General features: G+C 71.3%; 8 protein-coding genes. 2 read left to right on the top strand and 6 right to left on the bottom strand.

Annotated elements, in window-relative coordinates; all coding sequences use genetic code 11:
* Window positions 1-3: 3 nt before the first annotated feature.
* From DKT69_RS15215 to DKT69_RS15225, 3 genes are read right to left on the bottom strand one after another with little or no spacing between them, the layout of a single operon-like run.
* The gene (locus tag DKT69_RS15215) at window positions 4-2,541 is read right to left on the bottom strand and encodes an alpha-L-rhamnosidase-related protein (RefSeq protein WP_161557846.1); all 2,538 of its coding nucleotides are present in this window, start codon (window positions 2,539-2,541) and stop codon (window positions 4-6) included.
* A gap of 44 nt (window positions 2,542-2,585) precedes the next feature.
* Complete coding sequence (locus tag DKT69_RS15220) at window positions 2,586-5,774, bottom strand: family 78 glycoside hydrolase catalytic domain (RefSeq protein ID WP_109802212.1); 3,189 nt, start codon at window positions 5,772-5,774, stop codon at window positions 2,586-2,588.
* Window positions 5,771-10,093, bottom strand: coding sequence for a glycosyl hydrolase (locus DKT69_RS15225; RefSeq protein ID WP_109802213.1), 4,323 nt, complete (start codon window positions 10,091-10,093; stop codon window positions 5,771-5,773). The genes DKT69_RS15220 and DKT69_RS15225 overlap by 4 nt, the downstream gene beginning before the upstream one ends.
* Window positions 10,094-10,201: 108 nt before the next feature.
* Here DKT69_RS15225 and DKT69_RS15230 point away from each other — a divergent pair, with 108 nt between their 5' ends.
* Window positions 10,202-10,549 carry a transposase gene (locus tag DKT69_RS15230; protein ID WP_236647934.1) on the top strand — a complete coding sequence of 116 codons (348 nt, stop codon included), beginning with the start codon at window positions 10,202-10,204 and terminating at the stop codon, window positions 10,547-10,549.
* Complete coding sequence (locus DKT69_RS15235) at window positions 10,546-11,724, top strand: RNA-guided endonuclease InsQ/TnpB family protein (protein WP_109802215.1); 1,179 nt, start codon at window positions 10,546-10,548, stop codon at window positions 11,722-11,724. Before DKT69_RS15230 ends, DKT69_RS15235 begins: the two co-directional genes overlap by 4 nt.
* 134 nt (window positions 11,725-11,858) lie before the next feature.
* On the opposite strand, the gene DKT69_RS15240 is transcribed toward DKT69_RS15235, so the two are convergent.
* From DKT69_RS15240 to DKT69_RS15250, 3 genes are all read right to left on the bottom strand, one after another.
* The gene (locus tag DKT69_RS15240; protein WP_109802216.1) at window positions 11,859-16,589 is read right to left on the bottom strand and encodes a family 78 glycoside hydrolase catalytic domain; all 4,731 of its coding nucleotides are present in this window, start codon (window positions 16,587-16,589) and stop codon (window positions 11,859-11,861) included.
* Complete coding sequence (locus DKT69_RS15245; RefSeq protein WP_161557847.1) at window positions 16,586-20,548, bottom strand: family 78 glycoside hydrolase catalytic domain; 3,963 nt, start codon at window positions 20,546-20,548, stop codon at window positions 16,586-16,588. Before DKT69_RS15245 ends, DKT69_RS15240 begins: the two co-directional genes overlap by 4 nt.
* A gap of 161 nt (window positions 20,549-20,709) precedes the next feature.
* On the bottom strand, window positions 20,710-24,684 hold the full coding sequence (locus DKT69_RS15250) for a glycoside hydrolase family 78 protein (protein WP_109802218.1): 3,975 nt from the start codon (window positions 24,682-24,684) through the stop codon (window positions 20,710-20,712).
* Window positions 24,685-24,762 lie beyond the last annotated feature (78 nt).

Below are 24,762 nucleotides of genomic sequence, written 5' to 3' on the forward strand. Positions count from 1 at the left end.
GCGTTACTCCTCATCGGCGGGGTGAGCGCTGATCGTGTGGGCGCCGGCGGGCAGGCCGCTGAGGTAGACGTACCGGCCGTCGGTGTGGGCGCCGTACGCCTTGGCCTTGTCGCCGTTCCAGGCGAGCCGCCCGTCGACGATGACCGTCGTCGGGCCGTCGGCCGGGACGGCGATCGTGCCGGTGGTGCCCTGCGGGGTGGTCAGGTCCATGACAAAGCGGTCGCGTCCGCGGTCCTGGCGCCAGGACACCCAGATCGCGCCGTGCGGGGTCGGCACCCGGCCCTGCGCCCACTCCAGGTCTCCCGGATGCGGCTTCACCGTGTACGTGGCGAACCCGGGGCCGGCCGGCCGGACGCCGAGGACCTCGTTGGTGAGCAGTGCGGTGCCGCCGGCGGACCACGGGTGGGACATGCTGCCGTCGCCGTGCCGGTAGGGGCTGCCATCGAGGTTGATGTGTTCCCAGGCGCCGGTCGCCGGCGGTTCCTCGACCCCGTTGATCGGCTTGCGCTGGGCGAACTGGTAGACCCAGACGGTGCGCAGCAGGTGCCAGGCCTCGGCGTCGCGTCCTTCGTCGAACCGGGCGAGCGCCTCCCAGTAGTTCATGAACGGACCGACCAGTTGCGGCATCGACCCGGTTCCGGACTTCGAGCCGTACGCGGTCCAGAGCTGGTCCTTAAGGGTGTCCAGGGCCCGGGCGGCACGGTCGGCGGGAGCGACCCCGGAGAGGACCGCGAACACGTTGCCGTCCTGGGCGATGTTGCCGGGCTGGCCGGTGGACTGCCGGTAAGCCCCTGCGGTCTCGTTCCACAGCTGGTCGTTGACCCCGCGCACCACCTCGGGGATCAGCTCCCGCCAGTGGGTGGCCTTAGGGTTGTCGTTCTGCAGCTCGGCGAACGCCGCCGCGTCGCGCAGCACCTCGACGTACAGGGCGTTGACCTCGGTCTCCTTGCCGGAGTCGCCGTAGATCCAGTGCCCGCCCTGGTCGTAGAGGTCGAGCAGCCGGGTCCGGTCGTCGCTGACCGTCGCGATCCGCAGGGTGCGGTCGCCGGCGATCGGCTTCCCGTCGGTCAGGGCGGTGCCCTGCGGGTACGCGTCGGTGGAGTTGGTCCACCAGGCGACGGTGCCCGAGGGGTCGGACTGCTCGAGGTAGTAGGCGCCGGGGGCGGCCGCCTCCGGCAGGTCGATCATGAGCCACGCGTTGTCCACCACGTCCTCGAACCGCTTGCTCGCGACGAGTTGACCCGCGCCGGGTTGCCCGCGGTAGAGCGACAGCGTCATGTCCGCACCCGTGGTGTTGTACGTCGGGAACCTGCCACCGGCGGCGGTGAACGGCGACGTGGCGGTGAACGTCTGGCCCTGGGTGTGGCCGGGCAGCAGCTTCGGCGCCGAATCCTGCGCCTCGGTGCCCTCGAAACCCTCGGCGGTCAGCCGGGTCTCCAGGAACGCCATGGCTCTGGTGAACGTCGGCCACATCTCGGCGACGAATGCTGTGTCACCGGTGTAGAGGTAGTACTCCTGAAGCCCGCGCAGCCACCACAGGTGGTATTCGAGGAAGCCCTGGCAGACCGGGGCGCCCAGCCCGTTGGGCGAGCAGGCCGAGAGGTAGCCGTCGCCGCGCTGGGTGCGGGCGATGCTGCGCAACGAGTCACGCATGGCCTGCCGGTCGTCCGTGGAGACGTACGCGATGCGCCCGGTGATCGCGAGGTCACCGTTCCACACCAGCCGGTCGCGCTTGGCGCCGTCGACGATAACCCGCTCGCCCACACCGATCGTCTCGGTGCCGTTCTCGATGCCCTGGGTCGGGTCGATCGTGCCGTTGACGATCGTGTGCGCGCCCCCGTACCAGATCTTGTTCAACGCGTCGTCGGAGGAGAGGAACCAGCCGGGCAGCAGCGCGTCGCGGTCGGCCAGGTTGATGCCGGGCGCGGCCGTGTACCGGACACGGACGGCGTCGACGCTCACGCTGGACCCGGCGGGCGCTTCGGGCGCGAGCCGAATCATCAGGTAGCGGAACCCGCCGCGCAGCTCCGGGTCTTGCCAGGTGCCGGCACCGGCCGGTGCCTGCTCGTGCGGGCTTTCGAACCGGCGCTCGCGCTGTGGCTTGGACGCGTCGCCGTTGGCGATCCAGCTCGTCGTGCCGAAGGTGTCGCCCCAGTCGCCCAGGTAGCCGAGCGTCTCGCTGAATGCGAAGAGGGTTGTCGGTGCGGCGCCGGCGAAGTCGACGCTGAGGTAGCCGGAGACTTCGCGTCCGAAGTCGACGATCAACCGGGGGTCGGCGCCGGCACCGGTCTTGGTGATCTTCATCGGTTGTCCGTCGGCGGCCAGCACCCCGGCCGGGTTGGTGATCTCCCCGCCGCGGCTGTCCGCCGAGACCACCCGGAGCGGCGCGACGCCGCGGGTCTGCGGGGTGAGCACGTATCGCTGCCAGTCCCCGGGCGCCGGGGCGGCGAGACCACCAGATTCGGCGCTGGCCACACCCGTGCTGGCAACGAGTACGGCCGCGGTGGTCAGCGAGATGGCGGCGAAGCGGGTACGTCTCATGGTGGTCACCTCGTCGATCGCTTGCGGGAAGATGCGGTGGTCTGTCATCCGTTAGCGGCGGACTCGCGGCGCTGGTCGAGGAACACGGTCGTGCGTCCCGGTGCCACGCCGCTCAGTACGACGTGACCGTCGACGACGGTGCGGTCCGGGTGCGGGCCCGCGCCGATGACGCGGAAGGCCTGCGGCGGCGAGCCGTCGAGCGGCACCAGGATGCGGCCACGGACGTTCGGCGGCAGGTCGACGTCGAGCCGGTAGCCGTCGCGGTGGTCGATGCGCACCCCGACCGGTCCCCGGATCGTCGGCACCCGGCCCTGCGCCCACTCCAGCGGACCGGGCTGTGGTCGTACCTCCACCTGTGCCGCCCCCGGCGCCGTGACGGTGACCCCGAGGAGGCGACGCATCACCACGTTGGCGGGCGCCGAACCCCAGGCGTGCGAGAACGTCATGTTCGGCTTGAGCGCCGGGTCCCATGCCTCCCCGACGATCGTCGCGCCGAGATCGTCCATCAGGTGCAGCCAGCTCTCCCGGGCGCGGCTGGTCATGAGCGCGTACCCGGCATCGCCCCGCCCACCGAGGTAGAGCGCGTCGAGGAGGAACTGGGCGCCGTACACGCTCATCCGCATCCCGCCGGCGGCCAGCGCGGCGGCCAGCGCGGACACCTCGGCCTCGTCGGCCACACCCAGCGCGATCGGGAACGCGGTGGCGTGCTGGGCCCGGTGCGCGGTGCTGAGCCCGTCCCGGTAGGCCGCGGCCGGCCGATCGAGCAGCTGGTCGTTGACCGCCTGCCGGAGCCGTCCCGCCAGGTCGGCGAACCGGCGTTCCTCCTCGGCCTTGCCCAGGACCCGCGCCACCTCGGCGCACGTCGCGAACGCGGCGCACTGGAAGGCGTTGACCACCGTGTTGACGGTGGTGAGCACGTATCCGTCGCGGTTGCTGACCGGCCAGTCGACGAGGTCTGAGACACCGCCGATGGACGTCGGCTTGTCCAGCAGGCCGTCCGCGGCAAGGAACTCGTCGAAGTTCTTCGCGACGTACAGCGGCCAGTCGCGGGCCAGCTGATCCGCGTCGCCGGTGTGCAGGTAGTCCTGCCACGCCGACAGCACCGACATCAGCCGGTACTCGGATGGCCACGTCGGGCGCCGCGCGAGGTAGGAGTTCGACCAGCGGGCGAGCGCGTACGAGCGCTGTGTCGCGTACTCGGAGAGTTCGTTGACGTACGCGTCGCCCTCGTACGGCCCGCGCTCCCTGGTGGGGGTGTCCTGGTAGAGGTCCAGCCGGGTCGCCTCGATGGAGTAGCGACACATCTCCCAGACCCGGTTGAGGTCGTCGTCGGAGCAGCGGAAGGCGGCATCGTCCGCCCGCCACGGCAGCCGGATCGCGACTCCCCGTACCGCGCCGGTGAGATCCAGCGTCGGGTCCGTGATCAGCTCGGCGTAGCGGAAGCCCCGGTAGCCCCAGTGCTCCAGGTGCTGGGCGCCGTCCCGCAGGGTCCACACCTCGCGGTAGACGTTGCCGCCGCGCAACTGGTAGCGGACCGTGTCCGGCCCGGACAGCTCCTCCCCCAGCCGCACCTCCACGGTCTGGCCGGCGCGTGCCTCGGTGAGGTCGAGCGCGAGGCCGCCGACGATCTCCCGCCCGAGGTCGACGATCCATCGGCCGTCGCCGACCGGTCGTACCGCGGCCGGGGCGACCGTCTCGCGCAGCAGGTTCGGCGTCTGGGCCGGCAGTAGCCCCTCGATCGGCGCCCGCTCGGCTGCCGGCGTCCAGGACGAGTCGTCGAAGCCGGGGGACAGCCAGCCGACCGGCTCCTCCCGGGCGTCGATGAACTCCTGCGGGGCGGTGTAGTAGCCGCCGCGAAGGTCACCGGCGGGTGGGAGCCAGCGATCGCCGGTCCGGGCCCGCCAGCCCGCGCCGGTGCCCAAGGTGAGGCGGGAGCCGTCGGCGTATCGGATCTCCAGTTGGGCGAGGAAGCGCTTGTCGGTCGGTGTGTAGCAGAGGGCTGCGAGCGCGTTGGTCTCGCCGCGGCGCAGCAACGCGGTCACCTCGTAGGTGTGGTACCGGGGTTCGCTGGCCGGCGCACGCGTCGGGCCCGAACCGACGAACGCGCCGTTGACCCAGGCGGAGTAGACGTACTGCCGGATGGGATCCGGGGACTGTCCGGTCACGTAGAGGACCGCCGACTCGATCGGCTTGTCGGCCAGCCGCACCTCGGTGCGCAGCGCGGCCCAGTGCTCCGGTGCCGGGCCGGCCAGGAGTTGCTGGCTGCGGCCGACGGCCAGCGCGCCGTTCTGCACGGTCCCGCCGGGGAAAGCGCCAGGTCCGCGGGAGAAGTCCTCGGCGAGCAGCACCGTGCCGGACGGGTCGGTGAATGTGATGTCGTCGTACGTCTGTGACTCCGAGCCGCCGTTGCGGAAGCCGACGGTGCCGCTCGCGTACGTCGCGTCGTCGATCGTGTCGACCAGGTCGCCGTCGACGTAGGTGCGGATGCGCGTGCCTGCGAGCTCGATGTCGACCCGCACCGGGGTGCCGAGTGGGACGGCGCGGCCGATCGGGCGCTCGGCCAGCACCCGGTAGGCCCCGTTGACCTGCACGTGGGTCTTCAGCACACCGGCCGGTCCGGCGAGGAGCTGCCACAGGTAGTTGTTGCGGTCGTCGGCCGCCCGGAACACCAGGCCCGCCGACTTCTCCTTGATCACTGTCCTGACCGCGAACCGCCCGTCGCGCAGGACCGGCGGGGGCGGCGGCGCGGGGGCCCACACCGGGGTGGCCGCCCAGTCGGGGCCGATTCCGGTGGCGACGCGCTGCGGCTGCGACCACCCCGACGGCTTGTCGCCGTTGGTCCAGGTGCGCACCCGCCACCAGTACACGCCGCGTGGCTCCAGCGGCGGGCCCCCGAGCGACACGGCTGTCGACTCGGCCGAGGCGACCCGCTCACTGTCCCAGAGCAGGTCTTCGTCGAGCAGGCGGCCACGAGTGCGGGCGACCTGAACCTGGTAGGCGCTCTGCAACGCCTGCGGCCCGTTGGCGGGAACAACCCAGGACAGCCGCGGGTGGGGGTCGCCCACGCCCAGTGGGTCGTCGAGGAGCGCGGTGAGCAGCCCGCTGGGGACATCCGCGGGCGCCTGCGCCACGGCCGCCAGTGACATCAGCGGGTTGAGCCCGCCGAGCGCGGCGGCGGCGCCGCCGGCAACCCCGGTCTGCATGAACCGGCGGCGACTCATCGACGGGCTCATGCGCCACCTCCCGGGAGGATCCTGATCGCCTCGATGCGGATGTCGCCCTGGGTCGTCGTGGGATCGAGCCGCAGGCCGGTGAGCCGGGTGCCCTGGGCAGGAATCGTGATGGTGTAGGTGCGGGTGGGCCCGCCGGTCACGACGAACCTGGCGCTCTTGTCCTCGGAGAACCCGCCCTGCGCGGCGGTCGTCCAGAAGACCTGCCCCTGGCTGCTCACGGACGTTGACATGGTCACCTCGACGATGAGGCCTTGTGCCAGGTCCTGCGAGAGCGGTTGGCTCTGGACCAGGAACGGATCACCGCCGGTGGCGGAGGTGGCGAGCACGCCGCCGGAGACGGTGAACGGCGTCAGCTGGTTGGCTGCCGTCCAGCCCTCGGCGTCCCCGTCCCTGGCGAACTCCCACGCCACCAGAGAATGCGTCACCACCACCTGCACCGTCGCGGTCGCCGTGCGCCCGTCGTCGCCGGTCGCGGTCAGCCTCACCTCGTAGGTGCCGTCCGCGGTTGACTTCCCGGCGGTGACTGTCACGGTGGGCCGCAGCGTCACCGGCGTTCCTGACGAGGCGACGTCGTAGCGTTGCGATGCCGGTTGGACCGTCCAGCCGTCGGGCGCGGAGACGGCGAGCGCGCCGGAGAGCCGGTCCGGGGCTATCCCGTCGATCACCGCGGTGACCTGCACGCTGCCGCCGGGGAGCACTCGCGCCGACGCGGGCGCCGCCGCCAGGGCGAGCGACCGGACCTGCTCCCCCGCGCCGAGCGTGACGTCGAGGACGCGCTGCGGACGCAGGACCACCGGCCCGAGCAGGCCGGACGGATTGGCCCGGCCCTCGAACGCGTTGGTCTGGGTGTTGGTCACCCGCACCTCGACCGTGTTCGTGCCCTCCCTGAGCAGGTCGGTCACGTCCAGCGTGTACGGCTGCCAGTCGACGTGCCGCGGCGGCGATCCGTTAACCGAGACCGCGGCCAGGTCCCGCACCGAGCCCAGGTCGAGGAGCACGCGCAGCCCGTCGGTGCGGAAGCCGTCGGGGATGTCGACGTCGCGGCGGTATACGCCGGTGCCGGAGAACGCCGGGTCGAGCGCGGTCCACGACCCGAGCGGCCGGGCCACGGTCTGCGCGCCCTCCCGGTCGAACCGGAACTGCCACGGACCGTCGAGCGCGATCGGGGTGAGCGGGTCGTCGACCGTCACGGTCCCCCCGTACGTCTCCCCGCGGTACCGTCCGGTCACGTAGACGTCGCCGGGCTGGTCCACGGCGACCCGCGCCCGCAACGCCTCGCCGTCGACGGCGATCCCGGAAACGGGGGCGTTGCTGGCCGTGGCGTGCGGCGTCTGGCCGATCGGATGCGCCCCAGGCCGCAAGACCAGCCAGGTGGCCTGGTACGGCCGCAACTGCATCGCCACCGTCACCCGGTCGTCGGCGAGCCGGAACACGGGCGCGACGTCCGTGCGGCCCGTCTCCGGGTCCCAGATCTCGGGCACCTGCGGCACGCTGACCGTCACGTCGGTGCGTACGGTCGCGGCCGAGAGGTTGGTGACGAGCACCGCGTCGTCCGCCGCCCGCTTCACATGCCGTACCCGGATGTCGGGGCTGGCCGGCGAGAGGGTGACGCCGGGGTCGATCCGCTCCTTCAGCGTCGCGGCGAGGTCGGCGCGGGACGGCAGGTAGACGGCGAGGCCGCCGGCGCCGCTGGTCCTACGGGCGGCCGACGGCGCGGCGGGGTCGGTGCCGAACAGGGCCGCCAGCCGCTGGCGCAACTCGGCGTCCCGGCCCTCCGCCTCCCGCGTCGGCAGGCCGTCGACGGCCACGAGCGTGCCGCCCTGGGCGACCAGCCGCTCCGCAGCGGCGAGCGCCTCCAGCGACAGCACGGTCGTCTTCGGCATGACCAGGGCCTGGAAGGTCTGGTCGTGCAGCCGCAACCGGCCCTCGTCGACGGTGAGCCCGACGTTGAGGTCCGGGTCCCCGGCCAGCGCGAGTTCGTCGAGATAGTCGAAGTCCAGCTGCGCGGCGAGCAGTGCCTTGGACGTGCCCTTCCACGAGCCGTCGACCTCGCTCAGGCCGGGACCGTTGCCGGCGAAGCCGCGGACCGTCCACGGCGTTCCTTCGGCCATCACCGATGAGCTGGGATAGAGCAGGCCGACCGGGTTGACCGGTGTGGCTCCCCGGGCCGGCTCGACGAGCCGGCCGGTGAACGATGCGTACGCGCCGAAGCGCGGCCAGAACGTGTTCTGGAAGAACTCGCTCGGCTGCGACTCGTAGCGCCGCTGCCCGTCGATCGAGTAGTAGAAGGCGTGGTTGTCGATGAGGTCGACACCGCCGGCCACCTCCCAGGCGACCGTACGCTTCATCTCCTCCATCGACAGGTCCCACCCGAACGCGCCGAAGGTCTCCGCGAGGTTGCGCTTGCGGTCGAACAGGTGCGCCACCGACGAGTTCAGCTTCGGCGTGATGACGTTGGTGTCCAGGCCGCTGATCAGGTCCATGCCGGGTAGCTGGTAGTGCTTGCTCATCTCGAACCAGCTGCCGCCCTCGATCAGCCGGTGGCTGCCGAGGTCCTCCTCGACGAGCGGGTTGGAGATCAGCGCGATGTGGTGCCCCTCCGCCCAGTCGGCCAGCGGCTTGGTGTGCGCCTCGTTGTAGCGGTCGGACAGCGCGTCGTAGTAGTCGATCCTGGTCTTCGTGGTCGCCGCGCCGGTGTCGTACCAGAGCGCAGCAAGCCGCCCGGTGAGGTCGTAACCCGCGTTGCCGGTCAGGTATTCGCGGAACCCGGGCGTCCACGGGATGGAGCCGAGCGAGTCGGCGCCTCCCCGGTTGTCCGGGAAGTTGTTGTAGAAGCCCGGCTCGTCGTTGAAGATGCCCTGGATCGTCGAGCCGAAGTCGTCGCCGAACCGGCGCGCGTACGTCTCGTGGGTGATGTCGATGAACTTCTGGGTCGCCTGGGGGTTGAGCATGTCGACGTACGGCTGGTCGGGCTCGAGGTCCGGGTGGTAGTTGACCAGCGGCCGCTGCACGAGGTGCAGCAGGCACCAGTGGCCTTCCGGCACGTCCCAGCGCAGCCGGCCGTCGGCGCCCACCTTGCCGGTCAGCTCGACGGCCGAGTCGCCGTCAAGGGCGCTGCCGCGGGCCTGCCCGCTGGTCACGCAGCTGCCGTCGCCGCGCTTGCGCAGGGCGACGGCGGCGACGAGCGAGGACGCCGGCGACTGGGTGACGTCCCAGCGGGCGAGGCCGGCGGAAAAGTCGTCCGCCAGCAGGGTGGCTCCGCCGTCGAGCGCGGTGACCTTCAGGTTGTCGAAGCGGGCCCGTTCGTCCTGGCCGGAGCGCAGGCCGACGCGACCCTTGGCGAGCGCGCCGATGCGGGGGTCGCTGCGGCTGCCGACCTCGCGGCCGTCGAGGAAGAGCGTCACCGTGTCGCCGCGGACGTCGGTCGCGACGTGGTGCCGCTCGCCGTCGCGCATCGTCCTTCCGGCCGGGATGCGGGCGCCGACGAGCTGGTACGCCCCGTTCACCCGGACATGCACGCCGAACGTCGAGGCGGCCTCCGGGTTGTACGGGGAGGTCGTGGTCAGGTTGACCATGACGAGGTTGGCGGCGCCGCGGCTGTGCATGGTCCACCCGCCAGAAAGCGCGTCAACGGTCAGGTCGAACTCCATCCGGTAGCCCGACCAGTCGGCCCCGTCCTTGGCCAGGCCGACCTCTCCGCCGTTGACGGTGAGGACCCCTTCGCTGACTGACCAGCCGCTCGGCACCGACACCGGTACCGGCTGGTCGTAGTCGACCGGGCCGGTGACGTCCTTGGCGACCGGGGTGAGATACCACGGCAGGTAGTCGGGATCGGCGGGCACGGTCCTTCCGTCGACGTCGCCGCCGGAGACCGTGCGGCCGCCGGCGAAGCCGCTCGGCCAGTTGAGGTCGTCGTAGAGCCAGGCCTTCATGCCGCGGCGCTTGGCCTCCGCGAGGGCGAAACCGACCTTGTCGAAGTAGTCCTTCGACAGGTAGTAGCTGTTCTCGGTGACGCCGAAATCCCCGCCCAGCCCCTGCCGCGGATGGATGAAGAACTCCTCGATGCCCTTGGCCTTCATCTCGTCGAGCTGCCGGGACAACTCGTCCTCGGTGAGCTTGCCGTTCCAGAACCAGAAGGCATGCGGCCGATCCGTCGCCGGCGGGTTTGTGAACGTGGCCGGATCCAGCCGCCCGGTCTTCGCGTCCCACCCGGCCTGCCCGGTGCCGCTAGGGCTGGCCGCCGCGGCCAACGGAACGGTAGCTGCGAGCAGCAGCGCCGCCACGCCACCCGCCGTCCAGCTGATGAACCGTCGCGCCATCAGGATCGCGCGGAGGGGACCGGCGCCTTCAGGTGTCGGGTGGATCCGCGCTCCCTCCCTTCACTGCTAGTTGTGGACTGTCGGTACCTTGGTGGTGTGGTTCGTGGGGTGCGGGCTTCCGCCGGGGGTGGGTACGACCACGGGTACCACGTGGTGTGGTGCCCGGGGTACCGTCGAGTGCTGACCGGCCTGGTCGCGGTCCGCCGTGAGGAACTGATCCGCGCCAGGTGCGACGAGCACGGCTGGCGGGACTTACCGTCGTACATCGCGAGCCAGCTGAAGGGCTTCACGTCCCGGACGTTGGGGGAGGAGATTCCGTCGCTGCGGTCCCGGCTGCCGACCCTGTGGTTCGGGTCGTTGTTCGTGGCGACCGTCGGCGCGGTGTCCGCCGCGACGGCACGGCGGTACCTCGACACGCAGTACGAACGCCCCTGGCTTAAGGGCGGGCCGTCGTGAGGCGGGCGTACAAGTTCCTGTTGCGTCCTACCGTCAAGCAGGCCGCCGCCATCGCGGCCTGCTTGAACGATCACCGGCACCTGTACAACGCCGCCCTGGAGGAACGTCGCGAGGCGTACCGGCGAGCCCGCACCACGATCCGCTACGGCCACCAGTCCGGACAGCTCAAGGACATCCGCCGGACCGACCCGGACGGGCAGGGCCGTTGGTCGTTCTCGTCCCAGCAGGCCACCCTTCGCCGGCTCGACAAGGCGTTCGCGGCGTTCTTCCGCCGCGTCGAAGCCGGACAGACCCCGGGATATCCGCGCTACAAGGGCGTCGGCTGGTTCGACACCGTCGAATGGCCGAAAGACCGCGACGGGTGCCGGTGGAACTCTGCTCCCGACTCCGGACAAACCCGCGTCTACCTGCAAGGCGTCGGGCACGTCCGGGTCCACACCCACCGCAAGGTCGACGGCACCGTCAAGACGATCAGCGTGAAACGCGACGGGCGCCGCTGGTATCTCATCCTGTCCTGTGACCAGGTGCCAGTCGAACCGCTGCCCGCCACCGGCAGGGCGGTCGGTGTCGACATGGGTGTCGCCTCGTTCCTCACCACCTCCGACGAGATTGAGGTCGTCAACCCCCGACTCCTCGCCGCTTCGGCCGCCCGGCTCGCGGCCGGCCAGCAGGCGTTGGCCAGGTGCAAGCGTGGCTCCGGCAGGCGCCGTAAAGCCCGTGAGCGGGTCGCCGCCCTGCACGGCACGGTGCGCCGGCAGCGCCTCGACCACGCCCACAAGACAGCCCGGTGGCTGGTGCGCCACCACGACCTGATCTGCCACGAAGCGCTGCAGATCCGCAACATGACCCGCTCCGCCGCCGGCACCGTCGACACACCCGGTGTCAACGTGGCCGCGAAATCCGGGCTGAACCGTTCGATCCTCGACGCGGGTTGGGGGGTGTTCCTCACCGTGCTGCACGCCAAGGCTGAAAGCGCCGGACGTACCGTCGTCGAGGTCGACCCCCGCAACACCTCCCGCACCTGCCATGAGTGCGGACACTGCGCCCGGGAGAACCGCGTCACCCAAGCCGAGTTCCGATGCGTCGCCTGCGGGCATACCGCGCACGCAGACGTGAACGCGGCCAGGAACATCTTGCGGGCAGGGCTTGCCCGTCAGACCGCCGCGGCGGTCTGAGAAGCCGGTGCCTTCAAGCATCGGAGGAGTCACGACATCCCCTCTGGTCACTCGGACACTGTCGGCTGATCGGGTCCGTCGCCACCGGCTGCGGCGGTGCGGCGCCGACGAGCTCCCCGGCTGAACTCGGGCGCTCATGGTTTGACCTGCGCCCCGTACGCCTCGAGCTCGGCGAGTTGGAGCCGGTACAGGCCCCGCTGGGCGTCGTCGCCCGCCGGCTCGCCGAGCACCGTCACGTACACGCGGACGTAGCGTGCGGTCACGGCGCCGTCGAACGTGTACGCCTGCGGTGTCGTGCCCTGCTGCACGTGATCCGTTACGGTCCGGACGGCTTTCCACGTCGACCCGTCGTCGGACGTCTGGATCTGGAACGTGCGCGGGAAGGCGGCCCCGTCCGCCGGCACACCGTTGTCGTTCGGTGTCTGCGTGCGCGGATGGAGCACGACCCGGTCCAGGGAGGTCGGCGCACCGAGGTCGACCGAAAGCCACTCGACGGTGTCGCGGCTGTTCGCGGGCGGGTCGCTGGTGTAGCCCTTCGCCGAGTCCTCGCTGCGGCGTTTACCGTCCACGAGCAGGCTCTTGGACCAGTTGGCGACCTCCAGGCTGTGCGCGGCGGCGACCGGCCGGCCACGGGCCAGGTTTCCCAGCCTTACCGTGGCCGGCAGGCGCAGCTCATCCGTACGCCCCTCGGGCTGCAACGTCAGGGACAGGGCAATGTCCGCGCTCGCCGGTACGGCGGCCCCGGTTGGCGTCAGCCGGAGCTGCACGTCTGCTGCGCCGCCGGCCGGGACGCGCAGCTGCGCTGTCGCCGGTGACACCGTCCAGCCTTGGGGGGCGCTCGCCTCCGCCGTGCCCGCCAGTGCCACGTCGGCCGCGTTGGCCACCGGCACGTCGACGGTCACCGGCGTGCCGGGTTGATCGGGCCAGGCGCCGGCGCGGGGAGTCCCGACCGTGACGGCGGGCCGCACGGCGAGGAACTCGTCGTATGCGGTGTCCGCGGTGCCGCCGCCGGCGGTCCAGCCCAGCGTGAGATGCAGCGGGACGCTGTCGGCGGACGCGGACAGCGGCGCGGTCACGTCCAGCGGCACGGAGAAGGCGTCCCCGGGGCGGATGGCACCGGTGCCGGTGTCACCGCCGGCCCGGACCGTCCAGCCGTCCGGTGCGCCCGCCGCCACGCCCACGTCGCGCACCGGCGCCGCGCCGCTGTTGCGTACGACCGCGGTGAGCCGCGTCGTGCTGCCCGCGACGAGCGGCTCGTCGACCCCGGTCAGCTCGACGGTGATGCCGAGCAGCACAGCGGACGCCTCCGACAGCGCCTTGTGCAGCGCGGTGAGCGTCTGGCCCAGGCGCTGCCGATCCGCGTCGGGCAGCCCGTCCTGGCGGTCGAGCCACCGGGACATGTGCGCCTCGGCGGCCAGAGTCTGCTGCACGAGCTGGCCGGCCACGTCGATGTCGCCCCGCGCGGTCTTCTCCAGCGACTGGCGCAGCGCGTCGGCAATGCTGCGCGTGCGCGCGTCGGCGTAGCCGCGCTGACCCGGGTTGAGCTGCGCGTCGGTGACGGCGTCGCCCAGCGCCGAGGCGGCATCGGTCGCCGCGCCGATCCGGGCAGCCTGGGGGCCGGTTCGGAAGGCGTACGTGCCGGAGCCGACGGAGAACACCGCTCGCCCGCCTGCGAACTTGACGAACGTGACGCCGGGCGAGTCCGCCGCGGGCCGTCCGCTCTCGATCACGGCCCAGCGGTTGGCGGCGGGGACGGAGACCGTCGCGGTGGCCCCCACCGGCACGGTCACGTCCAGGTCGAGAGCGCCACCATCGCGCTTGCGCCAGCCGCTCGCCACCACGCCGCGTACCGTGTTGAGACGCGCCGACGCGGAGGTGAGGTCGCCGACCAGCTGGGGCGCCACGTCGAAGCGCTCGTAGCCGGGCGCGGTCGGCCGGATGCCCGCCAGGTCTTCGTAGAACCACTCGCCGATGGCGCCGCCGAGGAAGGCGTGGTCACGAGAGCGCGCACCGAGGTCCCACCGTTCCCACAGCGACGTCGCGCCGTTGTCGATCCAGTAGCCCCAGGAGGGGTAGGTGCGCTGCGTGGCGATCCGGTAGGCCAGGTCGCCGTAGCCGCGGCGGGTCAGCTCGGTGAGCAGGAACTTCGTTCCCAACGCGCCGGTGTCGAGATGGTCGCCCTTGACGCCGATCTCACGCACGAGACGGGCCACGACGGCGTCCACCTCGTCCGCCGGCACCATGTCGAAGGCGAGCGGCAGGAGGTTGTTCGTCTGCCGGTAGCCCGGGTCGGAGGACGTCACGTACGCGTCTCCGCGCAGGAACGCCGCGTTGAAAGCGTCCCGGATCTTCGCCGCCGCTGCCCGGTAGCGCCCGGCATCGGCGTCCTTGCCGAGGGCGTCCGCGATCTGAGCCATCGCCGAGACGTTCGCGTAGGCGTACGCGGTGCCGGCCAGGGTCGGGTCCTCGGGGCTGTTCCCGCCGTAGCCGGGAGCGAGGTAGTCGTTGAGCGAGCTCGAGTGCAGACCAGCCGGCGCGCGCCCGATCTCGTACTCGATGTACTCGCGAATGTCGGGGTAGTGCGCCGCGAGGATGTCCCGGTCGCCGTAGCGCTCGTACATCGCCCACGGGATCAGCACGTACGCCGCATCCCAGGGCGGCGCCTGGCCGGGCCACCCCAGCCCCCAACCATTGTCCGGCGCGATGCCCGGCACCAGGCCGTCCGCGCCCTGACTGTCCCGGATGTCGCCCAGCCACTTCTCGTAGAGCCGCCGCATGTCGAACTCGAACATGTCGGTCTCGGCCATGAGCTGCGCGTCGCCGGCCCAGCCGTTCTTCTCGTACATCGGGGTATCGGTGGGGATGCCGTGGGTGTTGTTGAGAACCGTGTGCCGGGTCAGCTCACGCACCGTCTCGAACAGCGGCTGGGAGCTCGACCAGTCTCCGACCGAGGCGAGGTCGCTGTGCACGACCCGGGCGTCGAGGTCTTCGATGGTCGGGGTGCCGGGCCAGCCGGTCACCTCGACGTACTGGAAGCCCTTGTAGGTGTAGCGGGACTCCCATTGCTCCGGCTCGGCGCGCCCGGCGAGCACGTACTCGTCGGTCTGGAAGCGGCCGGTGACGAGACCGTTGGCGGACACGAGGTTGCCGCCGGCGTCGAGCATTTCGCCGTAGCGCAAGGTGACCTTGGTGCCGCCCGCGCCTTGCACGCGGACGCGCGCCCAGCCCGCGACGTTGCGCGGCAGGTGGAACACGTACACACCGGAGCGCGGTGAGGTGACCTTGGTCGGGCGCAGCGTCTCGGTGACCCGGATCGGCTCCTGGCTCTCGGCGACGAGTCGCCCGGCCGGGGCGGTGACCACCACGGCCGGCCGCCAGGCGCCGGCGTCGAAGCCCGGCGCGTCCCAGCCCGGCTGCTCGGTGCGGGCGTCGTAGGTCTCGCCACCGTAGAGCGAGTCGTACCGCACCGGCCCCTCGGCCGTGCGCCAGGACCCGTCGGTGGCGATCACCTGCCGCGTGCCGTCGGTGTACTCGATCTCCAGTTGGCCGAGCACCCGCGGTTCGCCCGTCCACTGCGTGGTGTGCCAGTTCCAGACGTTGGCCTGGGTCATGCCGTAGAAGCCGCGGCCGAGCCGTACGCCCAGCGCGTTCGTCCCCGGCCGCAGGTTGCCGGTGACGTCCCGGGTGACGTACTGGACGGTGCGGTCGTAGCGGGTGAAGCCCGGTTCGAGCACGGTGTCGGTGGTCGGCCGGCCGTTGAGCGTGGCCTCGGCGTACGCGACGCCGCTGAGGTAGAGGCGCGCCCGGCGTACGGGCGTGTCACGGACGGCGAACTCCTTGCGCAGCAACGGCTCCGGAGCCGTCGGGGCCGCCGGCGAAACCTGGCCCCACGGGCTGCCGCCCCAGGCGGTGATCACCTTCGCGGCCGGCCACGCCGTGTCGTCGAATCCCACCTGCTGCCAGCCGTCGGTCGGCCCGGTGGCCGACCGCCACGTCCCGTCCGTGTCCACCCGGGTCGTCGTTCCGTCGGCGTAGCGCAGCTCCAGCCGGCCGAGCAGCCCGGCGGGGCTGACCCGGCCGTTGGTCGCGGCCACCGCGAGCACGTTCGCACCGTCGCGGACCGCGGAGGTGACGTCGGTGACGACGGGGCTACGCCAGCTTTCCAGCTCCGGACGCGGGTCGGCGCTGGCCACCTGGGTGCCGTCGATCCAGGCGGTGAAGCCGTCGTCGCCGGTCATGACCAGCCGGGCCGAGGTCAGCTCCGCGACCGAGGGCACCGAGAAGCCGCGCCGGAATACGCGGGTGGCCGCGGGCGCGGAATTTCCCGGCTCGCCCTCCGGATACCAGATCCAGGACGCGCCCTGCAGGTTCGGCTTGTCGGCGGTGGCTACCGGGGCGCCGATCCACGAGCCGGTCCACTGGTTCGCGTCGAGGAAGGCGGTCTCGAACGAGGCCGGAGGGCTGAAGCCGGAGGCGCGGCCCTGCGCGTCCCAGGAGCGGACCCGCCACCAGTAGCGGGTCCGCGACGCGAGGTCCGGCCCGGCGTAGCGCACGTCGAACGTGGCACTTGAGCTGACGCGACCGCTGTCCCAGACGTCCGCCTCGCCCGGCTCGAGCCGGCCCGGCGAGGTGGCGACGAGGATCTCGTAGCCGGTCTGGCGCTGACCGCGCTCGGACGATGACAGGGTCCAGCCGAGCCGTGGGCGGGCCGCGTCGATGCCGAGCGGGTTGTGGGCGTGCTCGGTCTCCAGGGCAGTCACGCTCAGCGCGGGAGCGCTCGCGGCGACCGCTGGGGGCGGTGCCAGTGAGACGACCAGGGCGACGAGCGACAAGGCGAGGAAGGCGTTTCGGGGGCGTGAGCTCATGACGAGTAGGCCTCCAGCTCCAGGATGCGGCTGTACGTGTGGTCGTTGGAGTCCGTAACGACGAGCCGCAGCGCGGTCGCCTGGACCGGTGCAAAGGTGCGCTCGAGAAGCCCGGCCGTGTTGCTGGCGATCGTCGCGACCGGGCGCCAGGTGCCGTCAACCAGCGCCTCCACCGTGCCGTCGCGCACCCCGACGCGCTCCGCTGGGTACTGGGCGCTGTCGAGGGTGAACAGTCGAACGCGGGACAACGTCACCGGGTGGCTCCACGTGGCGGTGAGCGCGTCCGGGAATACCGTGGGGGTGTCGTCGTTCCAGCCGCCGACGCCGTTGCTCCAGGCCGCAGAATCGGTGATCCCGTCGTTGGTGAACGCCGGCGACGATCCTGAGTGGACGCTGGATGCGCTCATCGTCGCGCCCCGCACCCAGTTTTCGGTGGCGATGATGGAGGCGGTGGCCGCGTCGTCCCCGGCTGTCAGGTCCACCCGCCCGGACAGCGCCGAAGCATCTGTCCGCTCTACCCGGACCGGCACGGGCACCGTCGTGTGCGGCGGGACCGTAAGGGTTCTCGCCTCGGCCGTTGCGACGAAGCCGGTGCTGGCTTCGACGCCGAGTCGTACGGTGGCCGGATCGTCCATGAGGTTGTGCACGGAGAACGTGGCGGTGGCCGCCTCGCCGGGAACCAGGGCAACCTCCGCGGCGGGAGCGTCGACCGCTAGTTGCTCGCGATCCGCGGGCACAGCACCGTCGGTGTGCGCAACGAAAGACCACGTCCCCGAGCCGACCTCGTAGGTCGCGCGGTCCTCGGTGGTCTGCACCGGCTGGGCGCCGGCGGTCGCGCTCGCACCCCCGTGGCCCGCCCAGAGGGGCACCTCAACCCTCGCCGTCGTGCCGGGTGGCACCGCGACGTCAAGCTGGAATGTGCTGCCCGTTCGCCGCCACGCGGTACGCACCTCGCCGTACGGCGTGCGGACGGAGGACTGGGCGTGGGTGAGGCGCCCGACCACGCTCGGACGTATCTCCAGGCGGCGGAAGCCGACCGAGTCCTCGGCCTGCCGGATGCCCCCGATGCCCGCCGTGAACCATTCGTCGAGCGCCCCGAGCATGAAATGGTTCTGCGAGCCGTAGCCGGTCGGGCCGTCCCAGTACTCGGCGAGCGCGGTGGCCCCGTGGACCACCTGGTAGCCGTAGCTCGGGTTCGAGGTCTGGCTGGCGATGTCGTAGACGACGTCGTCGCGCCCGGCTGCGGAGAGGACCCGCAGCAACGAAGGCAGCGCCACCTCGCCGACCGTGACGTGGTTGCCGGCGGCGCGGATGCTGTCGACGAGGTGCGCCAGGACGGGACCCCGCAGCCCCTCGGGCACGACGCCCATGTCCAGGGCGAGCGCGTCACTGGCCTGGCTACCGGTGGCGTAGGTGCCGGTGTTCGAGTGCAGGAAAGCGGCGTTGAACGCTGCCGCGACCCGCTCGGCAACCGCCTCGTAACGGGCCGCATCGCTGTCGTGGCCGAGCAGGCGGGCGATCGCCGCGAGCGTGACGGCGTCGCGGTGGTAGGCAAATGTCGCCGTCACGCCGTCGGGCGTGCTCTTGTCAATCGCGGCCCAGTCGCCCAGCCCGTAGTCGAGCAGGCCGCCCTTCATCTTGCTGGACAGGTAGTCGAAGTACCGCTGCATCGCGCCGTAGGCGAAGCGCAGGGTGTCGATGTCATCGTACGCGCGGTACATCTGCCAGGGCGCCAGGATGAGGGCGCTGCCCCAGTTCGGCTCGTCGTGGACGTCGCCGGAGAACATCACGTACTGCGGAGCGATGTCGGGGACCACCCCGCTCGGTTCCTGCGCCTCGACCATGTTTCGCACGAGCTCGCGGTAGTAGGCCGCCACGTCGTAGTTGCGGCTCACCGCGCCGAGGACGAGATGGGTCTCCTCCAGCCAGCCGAGCTTTTCCCGGTCTGGGCAGTCGGTCAGGATGCTGTACATGTTGCCCTGGATGGCCCGGTTGATGATCCGCTGGATGCCGTCCAGCAGGGCGCTGGACGAGGAAAACGATCCGGACTCTTCGTTGGCGGCGCGCAGGATGATGCCGCTCACCGTCTCCCGGGTGGGTGGCGACGGTAGGCCGGTGATCTGCAGGTAGCGGAACCCGTGGTAGACGAAGTTCGGGTGCCAGACCTCATCCCCCCGACCCGCCAGGGTGTAGTGGTCGAGGATCGGCGGATAGGTGGCTCCGCCCCGGATCATCGTGGACTGGTCGACCAGGCCGTCGACGCCGAGCCGCTCGCCCGGCTGCAGCGTCACCGTGGTGCCGGCCGGGCCACTGACGTGCAGCTCCGGCCAGCCGGCAATGTTGACTCCGAGGTCGAACAGGTACGTGCCGGGTTCCGGCTCGGTGACCTTCACGGTGGAAACCCGTCCCACCGGTTGGATCGGCGGTGCCATCTGCGCGGCAAGCCGCACGCCGGACGTCGGTGCGTCGGTTTCTCCGGCCGCCCTCCACCGGGAGAGGTCGGCGTGGGGCAGGTCCCAGCCGGGCTGCTCCAGTCGGGCGTCGGCGTCCTCGCCGCCGTACCACTGGGTGAAGGTCGTCGGGCCGAGCGCGGTGCGCCAGGAATGGTCGGAGGCGATCCGCTCGACGCGGCCGTCCGCGTAGGTAAGTTCGAGCTGGGCGAGGAGCTTCGGCGGTCCCAGCACTCCAGACCACTTCGTGTAGCGATCCGGGCTGTCCGGGACGATCGAAGTACCGGCTCCGAGTCGGACCGACAACGCGTTCTCGCCCTCCCGCAGCAGGCCGGTGACATCGGCCGTCGAGTAGACCAGGCGCGCGTGGTAGTCGGTGTTCGGCGGCTGCAGCACCGCTTGGCTCACCGTTCGGCCGTTGAGCCGCGCGTCGTAGATGCCGAGGCCGGTGGCGTAGAGGCGGGCGCTGCGAACCGGGGCGTCGAGCGTGAACTGCTTCGCGAACAGCGGCATCGCCGGGAAGTCGAGATTGAACGGGGGCGGCGCCACCTGACCCGACACGGTAGCCCCGGTGGCATAGCCCGTCCCGTCCGCGCCCGCCGTCGCCACGGCGAAGTCGACCGGGAAGTTCGGAGTGCGTCCGTCGTCGGTCACGGTGTCGGTCCGCGGGTAGAGCAGCACGCGGTCCAGGTGGCGGACCTGGCCGAGGTCGACGGTCATGCTGATCGGTTTGGTCGGCACCGGCCCGGAGTAGCCGGCACTGGAATATCCGAAAGGCTGCTGGTTGGTGGTGAGCACGCCGTCGGTGGCGAACCTGGGCTCCCACTTGCCGGGGTAGGTCTTCGGGTCGCTGGAGCTGATCGCCGCGCCCTGCGCCAGGTTGGCACCGTGCGCACCGTCCTGAACGACCACCTCGGCGAGCTGAAGCCGGTAGAGCAGCGAGCTGCCCTCCTTGAGGGGCAGGCCGAGCTTGGTCGTGGTGATGCGGACGTACCGGGCGTCCTGCGGTGGCAGCGTGACCACCACCGGCTTGGGCTTGCGGTCGAGCCAGTCGGGGTTGCCGATCCAGCGCGCCGACCAGTCGTTCGCATCGAGCAGTCCCATCTCCCAGGACGCCGGCTCGCTCCACCGCGACACCCGGCCGGCGGAGTCCCAGATCCGCGCCTGCCAAACCACGCGCTGACGCGAGCGCAGCTGCGCGCCCGCCCAGGGCACGCCGGTCGACTGGTCGGAATCGACCCGGCCGGACTCCCACAGATCCGGGTCGTCGAGCCGCTCCGCCGATGTGGCGGCGCGGACTTCGTAGGCGGTCTGCGTCACGGACCGCCCGGACGAGACCAGTTCCCAACTCAGGTGGGGGCTGGTGTCGTCGATCCCGATCGGCTCGGTGAGCGCGTCGACCCGCAGTCGCTCGACGGTGGTGTTCGCCGCGGTAGCCGCCGCCGAAGGCACCGGGCACCAGACGGCGAGCAGGAGGCCGGCGACCGGCGCGCCGAGGACTCTGGCCATGAGTGTGCCTGGCCGGCGCACCGGATCCCCTCGGCGCAGCCTTGGGATGTGCCGCACCTGCTGGCGCCGGGCGCGCCGCAGCGATCGGGATGCCATCGGGAAACACCTCCTCGGAGTTGGACCGGTCGAAGGGACGTGGAGAGCGAGGGCCGTCGTGGTCCTCACGCGGGGGGCCCGGAGGTGCCCGGGGCGTACGCCTCGAGTTCGATCACCCGGCTGAACTGGCCGTCGTTGCTGCCGAGCGCGACCAGCCGAAGTGCCGTCGTGCTGATGGCGGCGAACGTGGTGTCCACCCGGCCCGCGGTGTTGCCGCGCACCGACGCCACCGTTCGCCACTGGCCGTCGGCGAACGCCTGGACGTCGAAGTCCCGCAGTGAGTAGCGGGCGTCGGGGTGGGTGTGGAGCCGGGCCCGGTCGAGGGTGACCGGACGGCTCCACGTCGCGGTAAGCGTGTCCGGGAAGCTTTGGAAGGTGCCGTCGTTCCAGCCGGCGCCACCGTCCCAGCGCGCCGCGGAGGTGTCGCCGTCGTTCGCCTTGGCGGCCGAGAAGCCGGGCCAGGTGCTGGAGGCGGTCATCGTCGCGACGCGGGTGAGGTTGCCACTCGCCACGAGCGGCACGCTCGCCGTGCTCGTGCCCACGGCGAGACTCACCGTGCCGCTCGTCGAGCCCTGGTCGGTCCGCTCGACCGCGACGGGAACCTCCACGCCCTGCCCGGCGGGCACGGTGACCGAGTCGGCGTCCATGGTCGCGGTGAAGCCGGCGGACGCCGTGACGTGTGGCCGCGCGGTCACCTCGGCGTCGCCGAGGTTGACCAGCCGGAAGGTCGCGGTCGAGGGCCAGCCCGGTACGACCGCGGCCTGGCCGGTGGACGCCTCGACGACCACCGGGCTCGTCTGCGGCGCCGTGTCAGGGGTGCGGGTGATGAACGACCACCGGCCCGAGCCGACCCGGTAGAGCGCGCGGTCGCCCTCGATGCCGACGAACGTGGCGCCCGCTGTCGCCGAGGCACGCCAGCGAGCGGAGCCCTCCCCGAACAGTGGCACCGATACAGTGGCGCTGCTGTTGACCGGCACCTCGACGTCGAGGTGCAGACTCTTCCCGTCGCGGCGCCACTCGCTGACGATCCGGCCGTACGGCGAGCGCTGCTCGGCTCGTACGTGGGACATGCCGCCGGTGATCTCCGGCTGCACCAGGAAGGTCTGGTAGCCGGGTGCCGTGGAGCGGATGCCGCCGAGGTACCGGTAGTACCAGCCATCGATGGCGCCGAGCATGAAGTGGTTCTGCGAGGCGCCCGCCGTCGGTCCGTCCCACAGTTCGGTGAGCGTGGTCGCGCCGTGCAGCACCTGGTAGGCGTAGCTCGGGCTGCTCGGATTGTTGGCCAGCGCCTGGACCAGGTCGGCGTGACCGCCGTCGGCGAGCACGTCCAGCAGGGCGGGCAGTCCTATCTCGCCCGTGGACAGATGGTTGCCGCGCGCCTTGACGTCGTCGACGACGTGCTGGAGGACGGCCGCCTGGGCGTCGGCGGGAACCATGCCGGCCCAGAGCGGCAGCGCGTTACTGGCCTGGCTACCGGAGGCGTAGCTGTTCGTCTCGGCGTGGAAGTACTTGGCGTTGAACGCGCCGCGGATCTGTTCGGCCCGCTCTGCGTACGCAGCCTTGCCCGCCGTGTCGCCGACCGCCTCGGCGATCTGCGTCATGGCGGTGGCGAAGCGGTAGTACGCGGTGGTCGCGGTGACAGCAAGCGGGGTGCTCGTGTCGAAGGCGACCCAGTCGCCGAGCCCGTAGGAGAGGATGTGCCCATTCGCCTTGGTGGCGAGGTAGTCCAGGTAGCGTTTCATCGCCGGGTAGTGCTCGCGCAGCACCCGCGCGTCGCCGTACGAGCGGTACATCTGCCACGGCACCAGGATGAGAGCACCGCCCCAGTTCGGGTCGTCGCGGAAACCGCCGGAGAAGACGGTGTATTCCGGTGCGATGTCCGGGACCATGCCGTTGGCGAGTTGGGCGTCCTCGACGTCCCGCACGATCTTGTTGTAGTACGCGCCGAGGTCGAAGTTGGCAGTGAGGGCGTCGCCGACCAGGTGCGACTCCTCCAGCCAGCCGAGCTTCTCCCGGTGGGGGCAGTCGGTGAGAACGGAGAACATGTTGCCGTCGATGGCGGTGTTCACGATGTCGTGGATCCGGTTGACCATCGGGTCGGATGTGTCGAGGCTGCCGGTGCGCTCATTGTCGGCCCGCAGCACGATCCCCTGCACGTCGGCGAGGGCGGGTGGGGTGTCCGCTCCGGAGATCTCGATATAGCGGAAGCCGTAATACATGAAGCGGGGGTGCCAGGTGAAGGCGGCATTCGTGGCGGGCGTGACGTCGAAATAGACCGGGGAGCCGACCTGACTCTGGTCGACCCGGCCGTTGGTCAGCGACTCCGCGGGACGCAGCCGCACCTTTGAGCCGGCGGCGCCGCGCAGCGTGACCTGCGGCCAACCGGCGATGTTGCGGCCGAGGTCGTAGAGCCAGGTGCCTGCGGTGACCTCGGTGCGGGAAACGGCGTTGAGGGTCGTCTGCGCACGGATCGGCGGTGCCGCGCGGGCGGTGAGGCGGCTGCCCGCCGTGGGCGCGGTGGTCTCCTCCGCCGGCACCCAGCCGGTTCGGTCACCGTCCGGACGGTCCCAACCGGCGGCCTCCCGCCGAGCATCGTAGTCCTCGCCGCCGTACCAGCTGGAGAAGGTGGTCGGGCCGGCAGCGGTCAGCCACGAGTCGTCGGAGGCGACCACCGCGTCGGTGCCGTCGGTGTACGTGATCTCCAGTTGGGCGACGAGCTTGGGCGCGCCCGTCGAGCCGGTGAACTTCTGGTACCGGCCCGGCGTCGATGGCACGTTGTAGATGCCGTTGCCCAGCTCGAAGCCGAGGGCATTCGCGCCCTGGCGGAGCTGGCCGGTCACGTCGTGGGTCGCGTACTCGACGCGGGTGCGGTAGTCGGTGTTGGCCGGCTCCAGCACCGCATCCCCGACCTTGGCGCCGTTGAGACGCGCCTCGTAGACGCCGAGGCCGGTGGCGTAGAGCCTGGCCCGCGCGATCGGCTTGTCCACGGTGAAGGTCTTCGCGAACAGCGGCATCGCGCCGGGCTTGGCCGGCGGCTTCGGTGCGGCCTGACCGGTCACGGCGGCCACGACGGTGGCCGCGGCCTCGTCGGCGGCCCGCACCTGCACCGTGTAGTTCTCCGGGAAGTTCGGCGTGGAGCCGTCCGCCGTGAGCGTGTCCGTGCGCGGGTACAGCACCAGCTTGTCGACGTCGGTGTCGCGGCCGAGGTCGAGTTCGAGCCAGATCGAGCCGTCCAGGTCCTGGTACTGCCGCTCGTAGCTGGTGTAGCCCATCGGTGGGCCGTCGGTGGTCAGCCGGCCGTCGTGGATGGCCTGCAGGGTCCAGCTGCCGGGGATCTCGAAGGACTCGGAGGCCTTCGCGACGGCGTCGCCGGAGAGCAGCTGACCGGCGCCGTACACCTGCATCTCCGCCAGTTGGAGCCGCGAGACGGGGTACGGCCAGCCTTCCTTGATCGGCTTTCCGAGCCGGGTGACGTCGAGCCGTACGTAACGCCCGTGTCGGGCGGGGAACGTGACGGTGACGGGGTTGGTGTGCGCGAGCCAGGCGGGGTTGGCGATCCAGTGGGCCGACCAGTCGGTGGGCTGGAGCAGCCCGGTCTCCCAGGAGCCGATACCGCTCCAGGGCGACGGACGGTCCTCGGCGTCCCAGGCGCGCACGCCCCAGTAGGCCCGCTGACGGGAGTGGAGCGGTCTGCCCTCGTAGCGGACGCCGACGGATCGGTTCGAGGCAACTTTTCCGCTGTCCCACACGTCCCCGTCGCCGGCGGCGAGCCGCTGCGGGCTGGACGCCACGAGCGTCTGGTAGGCGGTCTGGACGGCATCGCGCCGCGTGGCGGACAGCTGCCAGCTCAGCGAGGGTGTCGGGTCCTCGATGCCGAGCGGGTCGGCGAGTGAGTCCACCGTGAGCGCGCCGACCGAGAGGACCGACGCGGTGGCGGCGGGAGCCGCCGCGACGGGCACCGCCCACGCCACCGCGGCGGCGAAGACGCCGGCGGCGAAGACCGCCAGGGGGATGCGGATCCGGCCCGATGCAAGCCTCATACCCGCGGTCCTCTCACTCGATCCTCGAATTAGAACGTTTCAAAGTGACGCCGGTCACTTCTTAACCGACCGGAAACA

This window comes from Micromonospora sicca (assembly GCF_003172935.1).
In the GTDB taxonomy this organism is placed as follows: Bacteria; Actinomycetota; Actinomycetes; order Mycobacteriales; family Micromonosporaceae; genus Micromonospora; species Micromonospora sicca.

What these genes read in the sequence shown, in the direction of transcription:
- DKT69_RS15245 (WP_161557847.1), bottom strand. Translation starts at nt 20,548, where the DNA reads ATGGCCAGAGTCCTCGGCGCGCCGGTCGCCGGCCTCCTGCTCGCCGTC.
- DKT69_RS15225 (WP_109802213.1), bottom strand. Translation starts at nt 10,093, where the DNA reads ATGGCGCGACGGTTCATCAGCTGGACGGCGGGTGGCGTGGCGGCGCTG.
- DKT69_RS15220 (WP_109802212.1), bottom strand. Translation starts at nt 5,774, where the DNA reads ATGAGCCCGTCGATGAGTCGCCGCCGGTTCATGCAGACCGGGGTTGCC.
- DKT69_RS15215 (WP_161557846.1), bottom strand. Translation starts at nt 2,541, where the DNA reads ATGAGACGTACCCGCTTCGCCGCCATCTCGCTGACCACCGCGGCCGTA.
- DKT69_RS15250 (WP_109802218.1), bottom strand. Translation starts at nt 24,684, where the DNA reads ATGAGGCTTGCATCGGGCCGGATCCGCATCCCCCTGGCGGTCTTCGCC.
- DKT69_RS15240 (WP_109802216.1), bottom strand. Translation starts at nt 16,589, where the DNA reads ATGAGCTCACGCCCCCGAAACGCCTTCCTCGCCTTGTCGCTCGTCGCC.